General features: G+C 46.9%; 11 protein-coding genes. 7 read left to right on the forward strand and 4 right to left on the reverse strand.

Annotation, left to right across the window (positions count from 1 at the left end; all coding sequences use genetic code 11):
- Nucleotides 1-2: 2 nt before the first annotated feature.
- The 4 genes from DWX84_RS02860 to recQ form a co-directional block, all read right to left on the reverse strand.
- Nucleotides 3-2,492, reverse strand: a complete 2,490-nt coding sequence (locus DWX84_RS02860) for a TonB-dependent receptor (protein ID WP_122377417.1) — start codon at nucleotides 2,490-2,492, stop codon at nucleotides 3-5.
- Between the two features lie 14 nt (nucleotides 2,493-2,506).
- Nucleotides 2,507-4,024, reverse strand: a complete 1,518-nt coding sequence (locus DWX84_RS02865) for a DUF6850 family outer membrane beta-barrel protein (RefSeq protein ID WP_005862189.1) — start codon at nucleotides 4,022-4,024, stop codon at nucleotides 2,507-2,509.
- A gap of 6 nt (nucleotides 4,025-4,030) precedes the next feature.
- On the reverse strand, nucleotides 4,031-5,209 hold the full coding sequence (locus DWX84_RS02870; protein WP_005862191.1) for a DUF4876 domain-containing protein: 1,179 nt from the start codon (nucleotides 5,207-5,209) through the stop codon (nucleotides 4,031-4,033).
- Between the two features lie 94 nt (nucleotides 5,210-5,303).
- Complete coding sequence (gene recQ, locus DWX84_RS02875; protein ID WP_005862193.1) at nucleotides 5,304-7,139, reverse strand: DNA helicase RecQ; 1,836 nt, start codon at nucleotides 7,137-7,139, stop codon at nucleotides 5,304-5,306.
- Nucleotides 7,140-7,247: 108 nt separating this feature from the next.
- On the opposite strand from recQ, the gene DWX84_RS02880 reads away from it, so the two are divergent.
- The 7 genes from DWX84_RS02880 (at nucleotide 7,248) to DWX84_RS02910 (ending at nucleotide 18,624) form a co-directional block, all read left to right on the forward strand.
- Nucleotides 7,248-8,513, forward strand: coding sequence for a DEAD/DEAH box helicase (locus DWX84_RS02880; protein WP_005862195.1), 1,266 nt, complete (start codon nucleotides 7,248-7,250; stop codon nucleotides 8,511-8,513).
- 284 nt (nucleotides 8,514-8,797) lie between these two features.
- Nucleotides 8,798-9,400: an RNA polymerase sigma-70 factor gene (locus DWX84_RS02885; protein ID WP_008772119.1), complete on the forward strand. Its 603-nt coding sequence runs from the start codon at nucleotides 8,798-8,800 to the stop codon at nucleotides 9,398-9,400.
- An 81-nt stretch (nucleotides 9,401-9,481) separates the two neighbouring features.
- Entirely contained in the window at nucleotides 9,482-10,504 is a 1,023-nt protein-coding gene (locus tag DWX84_RS02890; RefSeq protein ID WP_057318931.1) for a FecR family protein, read from the forward strand.
- Nucleotides 10,505-10,581: 77 nt separating this feature from the next.
- Nucleotides 10,582-13,884, forward strand: a complete 3,303-nt coding sequence (locus tag DWX84_RS02895; protein WP_122377418.1) for a SusC/RagA family TonB-linked outer membrane protein — start codon at nucleotides 10,582-10,584, stop codon at nucleotides 13,882-13,884.
- A gap of 14 nt (nucleotides 13,885-13,898) precedes the next feature.
- Entirely contained in the window at nucleotides 13,899-15,590 is a 1,692-nt protein-coding gene (locus DWX84_RS02900; RefSeq protein WP_044545791.1) for a RagB/SusD family nutrient uptake outer membrane protein, read from the forward strand.
- Between the two features lie 6 nt (nucleotides 15,591-15,596).
- Complete coding sequence (locus DWX84_RS02905; RefSeq protein WP_122297347.1) at nucleotides 15,597-17,123, forward strand: arylsulfatase; 1,527 nt, start codon at nucleotides 15,597-15,599, stop codon at nucleotides 17,121-17,123.
- A 100-nt stretch (nucleotides 17,124-17,223) separates the two neighbouring features.
- On the forward strand, nucleotides 17,224-18,624 hold the full coding sequence (locus DWX84_RS02910; RefSeq protein ID WP_048927325.1) for a Gfo/Idh/MocA family protein: 1,401 nt from the start codon (nucleotides 17,224-17,226) through the stop codon (nucleotides 18,622-18,624).
- The last annotated feature ends 135 nt before the right edge of the window (nucleotides 18,625-18,759 follow it).

Consider the following 18,759-nt stretch of genomic DNA (forward strand, 5'->3'; position numbering starts at 1 on the left):
TGTCATAGTTTTATTTGTAATTCCAGACCGAAAAAAGGCTGGGTATTTTGTTGAAGGTAAGATCTCGTGCTGGCCGAATAGCGAGTGGGGCGTAAATCGGCGAGGTTGTTGGCAAAGAATGCCAGCGTGATGTGCTCTCCGAAAGCTTTGTTTACCCGGATATTCAGCATACCATATGGTTTATAAGAGTTTGGCAGGAATCGTTCCGGCGCGGTGGTGGAGAGTAAAGGCGCGAAGGCTGGATCCTCTTTCTGTGTCTCGGTGAACGGATGTATGATTCCGTCTGTTCCACACCAATATAGGGGCCATACATTCTCGCCAGTGCTACCGTTGTAGAGCGTACGATATTTATAGAGCCATATCATTTGCCACGTAAGGGTAGTGACCAGTCCGATTCTGGGGATGCGCGTGATGAAACGGAAGTTCGTGGAGATGATCTCCGAACGACTTTCATTTCCCGGTCCGCCTTGCTTGTCGTAAAAACCTACGTAGGGGTATTCTGTTTTATCTGTGTACTGGATCGGCCAGATCCCGTTAAGGGCCGTATTCTTTTCTCGTACATATAACCAGATCCCGTCTACGATTAGGGAGGTACGCAAGGGTGAGAAAGTCCCGAGGTCCGCTACCATCTCGATCCCATGTTTCTTCCTATGGAGTGTATTGACTGGTACAGATACCGGCGTGTAACTATATTTCTCTTGATAAGGGACAGCCTTACCGTTCACCCATACCTGTCCATCTTTGTATTCAGGACGAAGTTGGGCGGTTGATAGATAATCATATTCCCGATAGCTGAATGGAATATATTGCGCCGAGGAGGAAAAGCCATCCGTTTGTTTCTCGAAAAAAGCGGTCATGTCAAGTCGGATGGCCGGAGTCTTCCCTATAAGGCCAACCTCTATCTTTCGATTTACGGTAGGTTTTAATTTCATATTTTGTTCCATTCCGGGGGCATGTGTCGTGAGAATACCAAGGGTGTTTCCACTTTCATTGCTATCATTATAATAGAAAGAGACCTTATCATTATAAATAGCTTCCGGGTAGAGTTTATCCAATGTCGGCATGAAACTGATCCATCCGAGCCCACCTTTTAAACTCAATGTATAGCCGGAGGGAGAGGAGAAGAGAGACCATAAGAGATTCAGGCGAGGTTCTGTCTGATAGATTAAGGCATAATCCCGGCTTTTCAATCCTTGATTTCTTAATCCGGCTTCTACATGGAGGTTGGAAGTCCGGTATGTGGCCTCAATGAAGCCACCGAACGTATGCAAGGACGGGATTTCCCGGAATGAGCGGGGACGGATAGATGTAGAAGGAGGCCTCTGCCGATCGAAATCCCTGCCTCGCCCTTCGTTACCCTCACTACGGTATGAGAATCCGGCTACTAAGCTGATCTCCCTCCCTTGTCGTAGAGGGAATAAGGTAGACGCCAGCATCTCGGTTTCTACATAAAAAGGTTGGCTTTCATTGACTAATGTGTACATGTAGTTTGAGGATAAAACACGGGCTTCCCATTCGCCGCTCTCTTTCTGGTCTGTATAAAGCTGGCTAGAGGCATTGTTGACCTGACTCTTTGTTTGTTTGCTTTTTTGAAGGGAACCGTCTATTCTCAGAGACAGCTTCTTGAGCCAACGTCGGTCGGGTTGCCATTCCCCTTGTATGGAAAATCGCTGATCCAATCGTTGTCTTTGTGTATGATTCTGCTCGTTGACGAATTGCTTTTCCTTTCCTATGCGAGAGGTGTAAGTAAGGCTTAATTCTAGTTTTTTCCCTGCGGGCAACCAATGGTAAAGGTTTGCCAAGCGTATGCCGCCGGTATGGAAATCGCCTTGGCTGGTATAGTCCGCTAACAGGTTGAGCGTATGGCCTTGTGGGGAGATACAGAAGCCTTTTCCAAGCATATATTGTTTCAGTTTCGGATTGTAACGTATGCTGGTGGAGAGAGGCATTCTACCTTGATGAGTCTTGAGTAATAATACGCTATTTGTTAAGTTTCCGTACCGGGCAGAAGGTATTCCCCGGATGATTTCCGCCTCTTTCACTTGGTTGAGAGATAGAAAACGGGCATCATATCCTTCGTAAGGCTCGTTGATGCCGGTGTTGAAATGAAGAGGAGAGCCGTCTACCCATATTTGGGCACCCATAGCTGCGTTCTTATGAAATTGGTTTACCCCGTTCTTTAAAGAAACCTCCCGCACTGAGAAATATTGTGCGTCTGTCACCCCAGAATTATTGGTGAGACCTCCCGGTAATAATTGTGTCAGATCAGCGATCGTGATCGGTTGCGTGTGTTCTAATGTTGATGCAGGAAGCAAGGAAACCGTACCCGGAGTCTTAGACTCGATGGCTGTTACCAAAATGTTGGGTAAATAAAAGGACAGAGTATCCGGTTGCTTTTGCCCGTGAAGGTAATTGCCCGGATGAAGTGATGACAATAAGAGAAATATCGTCACGATCTTTATTGGTGTTTTGTACAAAGTTGAGTAACGCATAGTATTAAGACCTATTATAGCCAGATGACAATACTGAGATTTCCGCCCCCTCCGAGGGGCGATTGAGGACTTGTCGTTTGTTCGAGACTACCTATTAAACGAAATCCCGCTGATAAGGCGGAATGAATGGGATGCCGATATTCCATTTCCGCACCGATACCCAGACGGGTTGCCGTGCGAGCAATAAAATCCTCGTTCACTTTTTGCATGTTCTGCTCTAGCTTGATTTCTGCAGAGCCATTCTCATCCTTCTGCGTTTCCTTCTCCCATTTGATCTCGGTGCCATAGCCCGACACGATATACACGGACGGGCGGATACTTAGCTTGTTTTCTTTAGGTAGGCGGATTTGTCGAAGAAACGCGATCTCTCCGTGGAAGAGTCCTGTATATTGTTTGACCGTAAAAGGATATATGTAGAAATCATTTTCCAAACGATTCCATCCGACAGTCATTTGCCATGTGGATACCTTTTCGCCCGAAGTATCATTCTTTGTCGCCTCGTAACTTAGTTGGGTAGATAACATCCGTTGCCTTGCTAGGCGATAGGTGGCGAATGTAGTCCATATGGCAGACGAGCTTGTGGTGGGATTCCGTTGTAATATGCGGTTGGCCGTAGTTTGGTTGAATCGGGCTGTGGGCGACCAGATATGCGTCCACGATTTATTCGTTCGGGTAAAACGACCTTGGTAACTGATTTGATGCAGCCGTTCTTCCCAGCCTCTCAAGTTGCCGGAGTTATTTGGATTGTCCGCTAATTGCTGGGTCTCGTAGAAGAGATCATGGAAAAGACTCCAATGCTCTTTTAGGGTTTCCGTTTGCAAGGAAACACCTAGGCGTTTTCCTTGGCTGCGAAACAGGAAACTTCCCGATAATTCTTGCATCGGAAGCCAATACCCCAGAGGAAATGTATAAAGTTTATCTTTACTATCCGTATCATACGTTAATTCCTCTGTTCGATGGGTATAATGGATCGAGGCTCCAAAACGTCTGCGTACTTGTTCGTAAACGACACCTCCTGATATCCGGATTAAGTGTGCCATCCCATGGTAGATATGGTAAGAGGAGCGATCTTCGTTGCTTGTAGCTGTATAGTCTCCATCTATCCCGACCTTGATTTTCGGGGATAAGACGTAAGCCGCTTGTCCGTAGATCCTGTATTTCTCGATGCGTTGTGGCTCTCCCAAGGAATCGCCGGCCGTAATCAGATAGTCCGGTTGCGATAATAAATTCCATTTTCTCCCTTCCAGTAGGCTTTGCGACCAATCGATACCACCCGCCAGCCAAAGCAGACCCAGCTTTCGGTTACCGGATACATAAGCCCTATAGGTCTGTGTTTGATCCGGCTGGTCGCTGGCAGGTAAGGCGGCTTGATGGATCAAATAACTTAAACCAGCTTCCATAGCGCTGTCCTTAGGCACATAGCTGATGCTGACAGGATTGGCGGATAAAGCCCATGCGCTCTCTTGTTGAGCCCATGACCGTGAGGCATAGACAGATAGTGATATCATATATAGAATGATAGTGATCTTCATAGAGGCTTACCGTTTTAAGGAAGGTGGACTTTTCTCGAAATCCTCGGCGGTGTTATTGGAATCTTTCCAGCGGAAGCGTTTCCCCTCTTGCTCATATTTCCGACGCATTGCCAGGCCGGAGCCGCCGGACGTGGCTATACCCGGACTCACATCCATAGAAGATGGGATACGTGTGTAAGCTACCGTAGAGGTTGAAGAGACGAAATTTGCGATATCCAGCACCCAATCAGCGGGTATATGGAGGTATTTTAGCGTATTGAAACTCTCAGGTTCTTTTTGGATGTGATCCGGATTGGCGATCCATTCTCTTAAGTCCGTTTTGGGACGGAACAAGAGGATCGTCGGGCCGTTCATGGAAAACAGATAGGAGAAACCGGTGCCACGCCATACCAAGTTTAGAGGTTTTACACCGGCGGAGATTTGGCTTCCGGTCAAGATAGGATCCCAAAAAGCCCATTCCACGCTGGATAAATCGAGCGAGGCCGGAACTCCCACTTCGCTATTGGTATGGTTTATGGCGTTAATCGCTATCGTTTGTCGCTCCCCCGGTTGAATGGGATATTCGGCTCCCGTTCCCGGAAACTCCCAGCACATCATGAATAAAGGTATTTCTTTCATATCGGTATGGAGCATCCATCCGGAAGGCTTTGTCACGCTTACGGGTCCTGCTTGTGCGATACATAGGCCATCTAGGAAAATCAAGTCATCGGAGTTATTGACCAACGTGAGGTATTGATCTTTGTTATAGACATTTTTCCCGTCAGGCCAGAGACAACCGCTGAAATAAATCTCGCTAATCAGTAGACGGCCTCGTTCGGACACTTCCAAAGGTATTTCCACGGATCGTTCTTCTCCATTGGCCTCGAACTGGATATTGGAGAGGCTACCACTCAATATATAATCCCTGTTGCCAGTCGTGGTTTCCTGATTTGCGGAGATTGCGCATATGCCAGCGGTTAGTTCAAATAGAGCGAGTCCATTTGTGTCGGTGGTCGTGGTGTAGACACAGCCTATACTTTGATTGATTAGTGTGACCGGGATATTCGCCAAGGAGATATCTGCGTATCCGGAAGGTTTCTTCAATTGGATATGGATACTCCCCGTTTTGAAATACTCATTCTCGCATCCTGCCAGAAAACACAGACAGAGCAGGTGGGTGAGGAGAGAAAGATGTTTGTCTATCATGAATATGGGGCATTGTGCTTAATAACTGTAGACAAATATATGTGATTTTTTTATATTTCCATTTAGGAGCTAAAAACATTAACATGTGTTCTTCTTATTTCGGTAGCTTCAGCACGAACCGGATCAAGGCCACGAACACCTTCCCGTACCGGTCCAGCTTGATTTGCCCCACGCCCCGGATGTCGCTGAACTGGTCCAAGGTGACCGGTTTCTTCTCCACCATGTCTTCCAAGGAATCGTCGGAGAAGATGATATAAGCCGGCGTATGCTCTCGCTCGGCAATTTGCTTGCGAAGCTGTCGGAGGGAGTCCAGCAAGGTCTCGTCCGTGGAGGCGGACCGGATCGGCCGGATCGGCTGGGCTTTGAAGGAAGATTTCCGCTCGCCTCTCCGGACGGGGCGTGTCAGCTCATCCGGTTCCCGATAGATGACGAGCTGGGCCTTTTGCTCCCCGTACAGGACACGCCTGCCTAACGGGGTCATCCGCAAGACACGCTCGGCGGCGTAGTCGATCTCCATGTACCCGAGTTGGATCATCTGGTAAATGTACTCCTTCCATTCCTTATAAGAGAGGTCCCGTCCGGCGCCGTACGTCTTTAGCTTATCGTATCCTCTCTCCAAGAGTTCCGCCCGACCGGAGGCACGTAATATGTCGATCAGCATTTGCATGCCTACATGCTCGCCGGTCCGGATGACGGCGCTCAGCGCTTTTTGTATCAAGACACTGCCATCGAAGCGTTGCGGAGGGTTCTTGCACACGTCGCAGTTGCCGCAATCATGGTCCGCTTCCTCGCCGAAGTAACTGAGCAGGACACGGCGGCGGCACATATCGGACTCGCAATACCGTCTCATCCGGTTTAGCTTCTCCAAGTTCACCTCGCTTTGGCCACTCTCCTCGGCGAAACGGCGAAGTACGATCAAGTCGCTCAAGGAATAGAACAGGAGGGTATCGCTTTTCATCCCGTCCCTTCCGGCACGGCCGATCTCTTGGTAGTAATTCTCGATACTCCCCGGCATGCTGTAATGCACGACCCAACGGACATTACTCTTGTCGATACCCATCCCGAAAGCTACCGTGGCGCACACCACGTCCACCCGGTCGTTGATGAAATCGTTCTGGGCCTGTTCCCGTTGGGCGGGCAGGAGGCCGGCGTGGTAGGCGATCGCCTTGATATTATACATCGCCAACTCATCGGCCAGCTCGGTCGTATCGTTGCGGCGCATGCAATAGATGATACCGCTCTGCTCCCGGTGCCCCCGGATGAAATGGACGATGGCGGCGATCTTCTCTTTCTTGTTAAGTCCCCGGCGTACCGTGAGGGAGATATTCGGGCGGTCGAATGACGATATGAACGTTTGGGGCGTGCGAAGCCGTAACTGCTCTAGGATATCCTTCCGGGTGATTTTATCGGCGGTAGCGGTCAGGGCCACGACCGGGACTTTCGGGAAACGTTCCTTCAAGATCGCCAGTTGCGTGTATTCCGGACGGAAGTCATGTCCCCAATGCGATACGCAATGCGCCTCGTCGATAGCGATGAGCGAGATGTCCAGCCGGGGCAGGAACCAGTCCGCTTCCATCTTGATCCGTTCCGGGGAGATATACAATAATTTGATCTTGCCCTGCACGCAAAGTTGCTTCACCTGTTGTTGCTCCTCTTCCGGCATCATACTGTTCAACGCCGCCGCCGGGATGCCGTTGGCGATCAACCCCTCTACTTGATCCTTCATCAAGGCGATCAAGGGGGACACCACCAAAGCCGTACCCGGCAGATAGATAGCCGGTAGCTGGAAACAGATCGACTTGCCTCCACCCGTGGGCATCAGCACCAACGAGTCCTCTTTCTGTAAGATACGCTGTATGATGTCCGCCTGCAAGGGACGGAAGGAGGTATATCCGAAGAACTTCTTCAGTAGTAGTAATAATTCTTTCATATCGCTTTACGGGCATAAAAAGCGCAAAGATAGTTTATATCATAAAGTTTTACTACCTTTGCCCGCATTATTTACATAACGAGCCGTGATGGCTCACCCTATTTTAGAATGACATTTGAAGATTTAGATTTGATAGAGCCGATACGTAAGGCTCTCGTGCAAGAAGGTTATACGACTCCAACACCTATACAATCAGAAGCGATTCCCATCGTTTCGCAAGGTTATGATTTATTGGGTTGCGCCCAGACAGGAACCGGTAAGACGGCGGCGTTCTCCATCCCGATTATCCAGCGGTTATATCTCCAGAAGAAGAAAGGTTACAAACGGGGTATCAAGGCATTGATCCTTACGCCTACCCGTGAGCTTGCCATCCAGATCGGAGAGAGCTTTGCCGCTTACGGCCGTTTCGCCGGATTACGCCATACGGTGATATTCGGCGGGGTGGGACAGAAGCCCCAGACGGAAGCCTTGGAAAGAGGCATCGATATATTAATCGCTACGCCGGGACGTCTGCTGGACTTGATCGGACAAGGATTCATCCACTTGGATACCTTGGAGTATTTCGTCTTAGACGAGGCGGACCGTATGTTGGACATGGGCTTTATCCATGACATCAAGCGTATTTTACCGCTATTGCCCAAGAAACGCCAGTCCTTGTTCTTCTCCGCTACCATGCCCCCTGAGATCGAGCGCTTGGCAGGTACGATCTTGAGCGAGCCGCAAAAGGTGGAAGTAACCCCGGCCTCATCGACCGTGGATGCGATCGACCAATCCGTTTATTTCGTCGAGAAGGCCGAGAAGATCAACTTGCTGAAAAGCTTGTTGGAGAACCCGGAACTGGAATCCGTATTGATCTTTACCCGTACGAAACACGGGGCGGACAAGGTGGCCCGTGTCTTGTCGAAAGCGGAGATAGGGGCGGAGGCGATCCATGGCAACAAGAGCCAGACCGCTCGCCAGCGTGCCTTGACGAATTTCAAGGATCATACGACCCGTGTGCTGATCGCTACGGATATCGCCGCCCGTGGAATCGACGTGGATCATCTGACGCACGTCATTAACTATGAGCTTCCTAACGTACCCGAGACTTATGTACATCGGATCGGGCGTACGGGTCGTGCGGGCCGTGAAGGTGTGGCTTTCTCTTTCTGCGACGCCGAGGAGGTACCTTTGTTGAAAGATATCCAGAAACTGATCGGCAAGGAAGTCCCCGTAGCTGGTGGCCATATGTATGAGACCAAGGAGGTGAAAGCCGCCGTAGCCGAGAAGAAAGAAGCGATCAAGCAAGAGTCGAAACGCCGTAATATGTTCGGAAGCAAACGTGACGGCAGTTACTGGCGTAACAAGAAGCGTGCCGCCAATTCCTCTAAGTAATCTAAGTTATTGTATTGCAACGATGTATAGTGCCAGTCCTTTCCATAGCATTGGCACAGTCGTGCCACGCCGGTGGCATAGCCGTGCCACAACGATGGCAAGGGCGTGCCATAAGGATGGCACAGCTATGCCACCCATATGCCACCCGGTTCGTCACCTAAGTATCCAAACAGTCCGCTTTAGCGAGCTGTTTGGCGCTATTACCCTATACTTTCTTTTAAAATGAGGTAATCTCTGGAATATTTCATTATTTTTGTGATTCAATTGTGAGTGAAACTTAAGGGTTGACGTTTGTGCTGATTGTAAAGGAGGACATAATATCTCGGATCAATAATGGCGATGCCAAAGCATTTGAACAATTATATACGACCTTCTACGTGTACTTGTGCGCCGTAGCGACTAAATATGTCTATAATTCGGAGGCGGCACGTGAGATCGTTAATGATGTTTTTATGAATGTATGGAATCACCATTCGGCGTTAATACATCCGGTAAACGCTTATTTAATTCGCTCGGTACGTAATTATTGCCTGAATTATTTAAGAGATAAACGCCAGCAAGAAGTCCCTTTATCAGATGTACAAGAAAACTTATTGTCGATACAAGAGTTGCAGATAGACGCCGATCCCCATCCGTTGGCTTATCTGGAGAATAAGGAATTCGAGGAGAAAATCTATCGTGCCGTGGATTCCTTGCCCGCTAAATGCCGGGATATCTTCGTGCAATATCTTTACCATAACAAGACCTATGAGGAAATAGCGATAACAAATCATATCAGTTCCAGTACGGTACGAGTACAGATCAAGATCGGTTTGGCGAAGTTGCGTGAACTTTTAGGCGATCTTTACCCTCTTTTCTTACTTATATTTAATTTTTTCGAAAAATAATTGGAATCTCCTTAAACGGAATCTCTAAAACATGTGTATATAATAGAAACCGGGTTAAAAACCGGCTCCTTTGTTAATATCATGGAAATAGAGAATAAACACATAGAAGATTTAATTTATAGCTACCTCATGGGAGATATATCCGAGGAGGGGCGAAATGAATTACTACAATGGTTGGAAACGGATGACGCTCATAAACAGTGCCTTTCCGAGATGGCGGATTGTTGGGCGACGGCGCATGTACCTTTGTTTGCCTCTGATATGAAAGCCGATTTCCAAAAACATTTCGGGGCACTTATCGATCCCGCTATTCCTTCTGAAAAGAATCATTGGCTAAATTTTCGGTTTTTAGGAAAAGTTGCCGCCTCGGTCTTGATCGTGGTATCGGTGGGGACTGCCTCTTATTATATAGGTACGAGACATAATCAGCCGAAATCTGCCGCCTTGGCTTATTTTGAGACGACAACTCCTATGGGAGCCCAAACGAAAGTCGTTTTGCCGGATCAATCCGTGGTTTGGGTCAACGCAGGTTCCACGTTGAGATATGGCAGTGATTTCAATACGAACGGACGTAGCGTACAATTGGATGGTGAGGCTTACTTCGAGATTACCCGGGATTCCCTTAAGCCTTTTATCGTAAAATCAAAGAGATTGGATATCAAGGTTCTAGGAACTAGCTTTAACGTAAAGGCTTACGGAATGGATGAAACGACCGATGTCACTCTGGTGTCGGGAAAAGTAAACGTGAGCTTGCGGGATGAGGTTGCCCATGCGGGCGATGTGACCTTGACTCCAAACCGGAAACTAAGCTTTAATAAGCAGACCAATAAGGTAAGAGTCAGTGAGGTGGATGCCAAGGATGCTCTCTCTTGGATGGACGGTAGCCTGAAATTCTCCGAACAACCTTTCATGAGTATCGCCAAGGATTTGGAACGTAAGTTCAACGTGCGTATCCGCGTCGAGAGCGATCCTTTGAGAAAGGAAATCTTCTCCGGCAGCTTTACGAAAGATTATTCGTTGGATAAGATCCTTCGTGAGGTGGACGTGGATCACAAATATGTGTGGACTCGTTCGGGAGATGAGATTATTATAAAAGATAAATAAAAATACAAACCTTAATCCTAAGGTGTAAGTGTGGAAAATAGTATAAACGAGAAAATTATTTATTAAATCTAACTTTAATGGAAATGAACTATTTCAAGAAGACCGGTAAGATGATGGTAGCCGCATGTATGCTTGCGGGACTGCCGTTTATTCCCGGTACGGTTTCAGCGTCCGAACTTCAGACACAAATGATGTCTGTTCAAATGGAAAGTACGACATTAAAAGAACTTTTCGATTTGATCGAGGAAAAATTTAATTACACGTTCCTTATCCGTAACAATGACATCAATCTGAATGAGCGTATCTCAATCGACATGTCGAACCGTTCGGTCGAGGAGATTTTGACGACGGCGCTGAAAAATCAGCATGCTGATTTTATTGTAAACAACAATAGGATTGTTGTTTACAAGTCATCTTCTAATCCAAATGAATTGAGAAACGCGGAGAGAATGGTGGCGCAGCAGACAATTACGATTTCAGGTACCATTGTTGACGCGGTGACGGGTGAGCCGGTAATCGGCGCGAACGTGCTTGTGAAAGGCACTACGAACGGTACCAGTACCGATTTCGATGGAAAGTTTAGTTTGGAAGCTCCGGCCGGAGCTACTTTAGTCGTTTCTTACATCGGTTATGTGAACCACGAGGTTAAGGCGACTAGCGCTCCGATGACTATCCGTATCAAGGAAGACACTCAGAACCTTGAGGAGGTGGTTGTTGTTGGTTACGGCGTGCAAAAAAAGGAAAGCTTGACGGGTGCCATGCAGGTGGTGAGCAACGAGAAATTGTTGGATGCCACTAGCCCTACGGTCGAGAACTTATTGTCTGGTAAGGCTCCGGGCGTACAGGTTACTTCGGGTGGTGGTCAGCCGGGCGCTGCCGGTAAGGTGGTGATCCGTGGTAAGTCTACGGTAAACGGTAGCACGGACCCTCTTTGGATCGTGGATGGCGTAATCGTCGGTACGGATGCGGGTAGCTTGAACCCGGCTGATATCGAGTCTATGTCTATCTTGAAGGATGCCGCTTCAACCGCTATCTATGGTTCTCAAGGAGCGAACGGTGTTATCGTGGTGACTACGAAGAAAGGTAAGATCGGAAAAGCTACGATTAACGCTTCCGTAAAGATGGGTGTGAACCAGTTGCACCGTGGAAACATGAATATGATGAACGGCGAGGAATTATATGATTATTATAAATCTTTCGCAAATCAAGACGCCCTTCCGAGTTATTTTACGGAGGATTTGCGCAACCGTAACTTCGACTGGTGGAAAGAGGGTACGCATCTGGGCTTCGCTCAAGATTACAATGTTTCTGTTTCCGGAGGTTCCGAGAAGATCAAGACTTATACTTCCGTTGGTTACTACGATGAGGATGGTGCCGTGAAAGGATATGACTACAAGCGTTATAACTTACGTTTCAATGTGGATTACCAAGCGACGGATTGGTTGACTATCAAACCTAAAGTATGGGCTACCCGTAGCGACGTGATGGACCAGCAACAAGATCTAGGCGCTATCATGTACGTTAATTTCCCTTGGGACTCCCCGTATGACGAGAATGGCGACTTGATCCAGCAATACAGACCTTCAAACTGGATTAATAGTGATGCTACCAATTACTTGTATGATCTGCAATGGAATTACGACAAAAGCACCTCTTATGAGTTCATGGGTAACTTTGACTTCGATATCAAGTTTACCGATTGGTTGACTTTCTCATCCGTGAATAACTATAAATATAATAGTATCCTTTTTAAGAGCTATCAGGATCCTCGTTCTAAGGCGGGAGAGGCAGATAACGGATTATTGCAAGATAAAACCACTGCCTCCTATAGAGTATACAGTAACCAATTGCTCCGTTTCAACAAAGTATTCGATAAGCACTCTATCAACGCTATCTTGGCTTATGAGTGGAATACCTATACACAAGAGATCAAGGATCAGACAGCGGCTAGTTTCGCTCCGGGTTTCTCTGTAGCCGATGTCGCTACTACTCCTAAGACGATAAAGGGAGAGCAAAAAGAGTGGGCCGTACAATCTTATTTGTTCAATGCCAACTATGCGTATGATAATCGTTATTTGTTGTCTTTCTCATTCCGTCGGGATGGTGCCTCCAACTTTGGTACGGACGCTAAATATGGTAATTTCTTCTCCGTCAGCGGTGGTTGGAATATCCATCAGGAGGAATTCTTCAAGGCTAAGGATTGGGTACAACAGTTGAAGTTACGTGCAAGTTATGGTTCCGTAGGTAACCGTCCGACCGAATTATATTCTCAATATACGGTGTACGCCATGTCTACGGGATATAATGGTGATCCGGGTGCGGTAATCGAACAGAAGGAAAACAAGAACCTGACTTGGGAGAAGACTTATACGGCAGGTGTAGGTATCGACGCTATCTTGTTTGATCGTTTGACTATCAACTTGGATTATTATAATAAGAAAACAACCGATTTGCTTTACAAAGTGCCTCTGCCTGGTGTAACGGGTATTGTTGGTATCTATCGTAATGTGGGTGCCGTCAAGAATAATGGTTTCGAGGTCTCGATGAACGTGGACATCTTGAAAGGGGGCGATTGGAGTTGGAGCGTCGCAGCTAACTTAGGTCTGAACCGTAATAAGATCACTGAGTTATATGGTGGCAAGAGCGAGATCATCACTTCTAACGCCGGTTCAAGTTATGCCATTTCGATGGATAAGATATTGACTCCGGGACAAGACGTGGATACTTGGTATGGTACCGAATGGGCAGGCGTAGATCCGGAGACAGGTTCTCCGTTATGGTATACCACGAATGAGAATGGGGAACGTGTAACGACCTCGAATTATAGTGACGCATCTAAGCACCAGACTATAATAGGTAAGTTGAGCCCCGATTTCTACGGAGGTTTCTCTACTGACTTATCTTGGAAAAACATTGATCTCTCCGCTGTCTTCGGTTATTCCGTAGGAGGTGATATTTATAATTACGACCGTTCGATGTATGATAGTGACGGCGCTTATGTAAATTATAACCAGATGAATTTGAAGGAAGGTTGGAATCGTTGGGAAAAACCGGGCGATATCGCTACCCACCCCAAGGCGGAATATGGCAATAAGAGCCAATCCAGCAAGGGATCTTCCCGTTATCTGGAGGACGCTAGCTACTTACGCTTACGTAGCTTGACGTTAGGCTATACATTACCTTGGAAGATTCAGTATGTAGATAATATCCGTCTTTCTTTCTCGGGTGAGAACTTGTTTGTCCTTTCCGGTTTCTCCGGAGTTGACCCGGAACTTCCGGCTGAGGTTGGCAATAAATACAAGGCAGGCTCGGTTGGTGTGGCGATCTCTCCGTACCCACAAGCTCGTAAATTCATGTTTGGTCTAAATGTTACATTTTAATTAAAGGAATCATAATGAAAAAAATCGCTATAGTGGCTCTTGCGGCAGCGGCCACGTTCATAACAAGCTGTGATATCGAACGTCTACCTTACGATAAGTACACGGAAGACAAGATCATGGAGGACAAAGATGCCGCGGTGGATGTTTTGCTAAACGGTTGTTACGCAAAACTGAAAAAGGCATCCGAACACTTGCATTATTGTGGTGAGTTCCCGGGGGATAACGTTTGTAAGGATAAACCGACAACCAATCCGTTCGGTACTTATTTTACCTATCAGCATACGGTAAATAACGGTGGTCTTACTACGGTTTGGAACAGTGCCTATAATATCATCTCACAGACTAGTTCTTTGATGAAGATGATTAATGAGGGCGAGTCTGCTGAGTTGGATCAGAAGTTGGGCGAGGCTTATTATATGCGCGGCATGATGTACTTCTATCTTTGCCGTGTGTTTGGCCGTCCTTATTATCAGGAACCGGAGAAGAATCTGGGCTTGCCGATCGTAAACGGTATGCCTGAGGATATGGATAATCTGGATCTTCCGGATCGTTCGTCCGTGAAGGATACGTATGATCAAGCTCTGTCTGACTTGAAAAAGGCGGAAGAGCTGATGACAACGTTTAAATCTACCGCTTATGCCTCAAAATATGCGGCTCAAGCTTTATTGGCGAAGGTCTATATGTATATGAGTGGCACGTTTGAGAATCCGAATAAGGAATATGCCCAATTATCTTATGATTATGCGAATACGGTAATCGAGAGTGGCCAGTTCTCTATGTTGGACCGTGCTAACTTTATGCGTTATAATGAGTTCGCTCCGGATGCCGCTTCACAGACAGAGACTATTTTCGCCGTGAAGTTTATAGCCTCAGACTGGGAAGATTGGGGTGATCCGCTAGGAAGTATGTACGCTGAGATCGATGGTCAAGGCTGGGGTGAGGTTTACGCCAGCGCTAAGTATATGGATTTGTTGCATGAGACAGGAAAAGGAACCGATGCACGTGAGGCGTTTATCCATCCGCAATATAAGGAAGACGCCAATGGAAATCAGATCCCCGCTTTCCGTTTTGTAGCTAACTTATATACGGACGGCAAGATTTCCGGTTACGTATATCGTCAAGGTGAGACCAAGGAAGTAGGAGGTAAGTTAATCGCTACGGTAGATGGTGAAGAATATACATTAACTCCGGTAGATGTGGACAATAAGCGTTATTCTATTAGCTATAAGGGAGAAACGTATGAGGGAGATTATGACTACTTTATGTTGGAAAGTCAAGGTAACCCGAAATTCTATAGCTATAAGTGCTCTAAGCAAGATGGCTATCCTCACCTTTATTCTCCGGTTATCTCTCGCTTAGGTGAGTTATACCTGATTCGCGCCGAGGCTAGCGCTAAATTAGGAAACTATACAAAAGCATTAGCCGATTTGAATACCGTTCGTACCCGTTCCTTACCTAACGCCGGATATAAATCTTTGGATGCGACAAACGCTCATGAGCTTATCATGAAAGAACGTCAGTTGGAATTAGCTTATGAGGCTGACCGTGGTTTTGATGTATATCGTGTAGGCGATACGATGAAACGTCATTACCCGGGATTCCATGACGGCGTGCCTGAATATCCTGCTACCAGCCCGTTGGCTATCCAGTATATTCCGCAGTCTGAGATTAACGCTTATCCGGGTACATTAACTCAGAATCCGTAATAAGCGATGAATAAGTATTGTATAATGAGTGTGTTGGCAGGGTTTTCCTTGCCAACAACTTTAATAGCTCAATCAGCTCCCCGGCAACCTAACGTGGTGATCATCGTAGCTGATGATCTCGGGTATGGTGATCTAAGCTGTTACGGGGCTCATCGCATACAGACTCCGGGAATGGATCGTATCGCAAATGAAGGCATACGCTTTACGCAAGGTTATTGTACGGCGGCTACTTCTACCCCCAGCCGGTATTCCTTGCTTACCGGATTATATCCTTGGACAAATAGGGAAGCCAAAATACTTCCCGGCAATGCGGCTCTGATTATCAATACTCAACAGGTTACCTTGCCGAAGGTGATGAAGCAAGCGGGCTATGTCACCGGCTCGGTCGGCAAATGGCATCTGGGATTAGGTGACGGGGCGGTAGACTGGAACAAGCTGGTTTATCCCGGAGCGAAAGAGATCGGTTACGACTATTCTTTTATCCAAGCTGCTACCAATGACCGGGTTCCCTGTATCTTTATCGAGAATGGGAGAGGTGTAAACCTCGATCCGAACGATCCTCTCTATGTCAGTTATAAGGAGAATTTCCCCGGGGAACCGACTGGGAGGGATAATCCTGAATTACTGAGAATGCTCCCGAGTGTCGGGCATGCCGGCGCTATCGTAAACGGTGTACCTCGAATTGGTTTCCAGAAAGGAGGCAAGACCGCCCAATGGAAAGATGAGGATATGGCAGAGTTGTTCCTTGAGGAGGCGAAAGGTTTTATGAAAGAGAATAAGGATAAACCTTTCTTCCTGTACTATGGCTTGCATCAACCGCATGTACCTCGTGTACCGAACGAGAGATTTGCGGGTAAGTCGGGGATGGGACCTCGTGGAGATGTTATCTTGGAAGCGGATTGGTGCGTGACCGAATTCTTGAAGGAAATGGATAAGTTGGGGCTAACGGAAAATACATTAGTTATTTTCACTAGCGATAACGGACCGGTTCTGGATGACGGTTATCAAGATCAAGCCGTGGAATTGGTAGGGGATCATAAGATGGCCGGACCGCTTCGTGGAGGAAAGACGAGCTTGTATGATGGTGGGACCTGTATCCCGTTCATGCTTCGTTGGCCTGCGGAAGTTAAGCCGGGCGCTGTGTCGGATGCCTTGGTTTGCCAGATGGATTTGTTAGCCTCGCTGTCGGCGTTGATCGGACAGACCTATTCTGATAAGGTAGATAGCCAAAACACCTTGCCTGTATTTCTAGGAAAAGGTGGTAATGGGCGAAAGGAACTTGTCTTGGAAGGTTATTTCAATTATGCGCTACGTGATGGTGATTGGGTCATGATCCCACCGTATCCGGATACCTATGGCGATGCGGAGGAGGCTGCCTTTGCCGGAAATAGTAACTGTTATCAATTATATAATGTAAAGGAAGACATCGGTCAGCAAGTTAATTTGGCGGAAAAAGAACCTATAAGACTTCGACAGATGATGATGACCTTCGAGAGGCTAAAAAGGGAAACCGGAAAGATAACGAACTTTTAGTCTTGGACTCTTTATTTTTCAAAATACTCAATAACGTTTTGATTGAAAAAATATTTTTTTAATTTTGTATCCTCAAAACACAAACTAATTTATAAAATATATGGAAAACACTCGTCGTTCATTCCTTAAGAAAGTATCTGCCGCCGGTATTGGTGCCGCAGGCTTGGCAATGGCCGGAAACGCCGGAGCTACAACAACCGCCGCTGAACCCCAAAAGAAAAAAACAGCCGGTAAAGATGATGGTAAATTACGTTTCGGTTTCATCGGAACGGGTTCTAGATGCCATGAGCATATTAATAATGTATTGGCGATCCCCGGTAATAAGATCGTAGCGATTTGCGATATCCAACAGGGCCCGATCGATAGTACCTTGAAACATATCGCTAAATTTAATGTTCCTGCTCCGAAAGTTTACAAAGGGGGTGAACGTGAATTTGAGAATATGTTGAACAACGAGGAATTTGATTGCGTGATTATCGCTAGTCCTTGGGAATGGCACGTTCCGATGTCTGTCGCCGCTATGAAGGCTGGTGTTCCTTATGTAGGCGTGGAGGTTTCCGCCGCTAATACGATCGAGGAGTGCTGGGATTTGGTAAATGTTTCGGAAGCAACCGGAAGCCATTTGAATATCATGGAGAACGTATGTTATCGTCGTGACTGTATGGCTGCGTTGAATATGGTTCGCCAAGGTTTGTTCGGCGAGATATTGCATGGTACTTGTGGTTATGAGCATGACTTGCGTGAGGTGAAATTCAACGATGGAACTCATTACAACTATGTACCGGGCAGTGGTGATCTTCGTATGGGCCCGACGGCTTTCGCCGAGGCTCAATGGCGTACGAACCATTCCGTACATCGTAATGGCGATATCTATCCGACTCACGGTATCGGACCGATAGCAAATTGCATGGATATCAACCGTGGTAACCGCTTCCTTTCTTTATCCGCTATGGCTACTCAATCTCGTGGATTGCATAAGTTTATCGTGGATAATGGGGGTGAGAATCATCCGTTGGCGAAGGTCAACTTCAATTTGGGAGATATCGTGACTTCTATGATTAAGTGTTCTAATGGACAAACGATCATCGTAACCCATGATACCAATTCTCCTCGCCCTTATTCATTAGGTTTCCGTGTTCAGGGAACTGAGGGTTTATGGATGAATGATGGCGATCATGTATATGTACAGGGTAAATCCAAACCTCACCGTTGGGATGATTCGGAGGAATGGTTCAAGCAATATGACCATAAATTATGGGCACAGCATTCCGCTGAGGCGGCTGAGGCCGGACATGGTGGTATGGACTATATCATGATGTACGACTTGATCGACGCTATCCGTAATAAGAAACCGGCTCCAATGGATTGCTATGACGCTGCCGCTTGGAGCGCTATCTCCGGCTTGTCAGAGATGTCAATCGCTCGTGGCGGTGCTTTGGTAGACTTCCCGGATTTCACCCGTGGACAATGGATTCACCGTCAACCGCAATTCGCTTTGTAATAAATTTTCATAAAATACTAGGGAAGGATGTCTTTGCTAAAGGCATCCTTTTCTTTTTTATATACATTTTTCTTGTCTCTTCGAGTATTATGATTATTTTTGTCACTCAAGTTAATCTATTCTATCTAAATTTTA

This window comes from Parabacteroides sp. AF21-43 (assembly GCF_003635435.1).
Classification (GTDB): Bacteria; Bacteroidota; Bacteroidia; order Bacteroidales; family Tannerellaceae; genus Parabacteroides; species Parabacteroides distasonis.

Bases quoted from the DNA above. Each gene is read 5' to 3' on its own strand.
- DWX84_RS02865 (WP_005862189.1), bottom strand. From the start codon at position 4,024: ATGAAGATCACTATCATTCTATATATGATATCACTATCTGTCTATGCC.
- DWX84_RS02880 (WP_005862195.1), top strand. From the start codon at position 7,248: ATGACATTTGAAGATTTAGATTTGATAGAGCCGATACGTAAGGCTCTC.
- DWX84_RS02890 (WP_057318931.1), top strand. From the start codon at position 9,482: ATGGAAATAGAGAATAAACACATAGAAGATTTAATTTATAGCTACCTC.
- DWX84_RS02910 (WP_048927325.1), top strand. From the start codon at position 17,224: ATGGAAAACACTCGTCGTTCATTCCTTAAGAAAGTATCTGCCGCCGGT.
- recQ (WP_005862193.1), bottom strand. From the start codon at position 7,139: ATGAAAGAATTATTACTACTACTGAAGAAGTTCTTCGGATATACCTCC.
- DWX84_RS02870 (WP_005862191.1), bottom strand. From the start codon at position 5,209: ATGATAGACAAACATCTTTCTCTCCTCACCCACCTGCTCTGTCTGTGT.
- DWX84_RS02860 (WP_122377417.1), bottom strand. From the start codon at position 2,492: ATGCGTTACTCAACTTTGTACAAAACACCAATAAAGATCGTGACGATA.
- DWX84_RS02905 (WP_122297347.1), top strand. From the start codon at position 15,597: ATGAATAAGTATTGTATAATGAGTGTGTTGGCAGGGTTTTCCTTGCCA.
- DWX84_RS02900 (WP_044545791.1), top strand. From the start codon at position 13,899: ATGAAAAAAATCGCTATAGTGGCTCTTGCGGCAGCGGCCACGTTCATA.
- DWX84_RS02895 (WP_122377418.1), top strand. From the start codon at position 10,582: ATGGAAATGAACTATTTCAAGAAGACCGGTAAGATGATGGTAGCCGCA.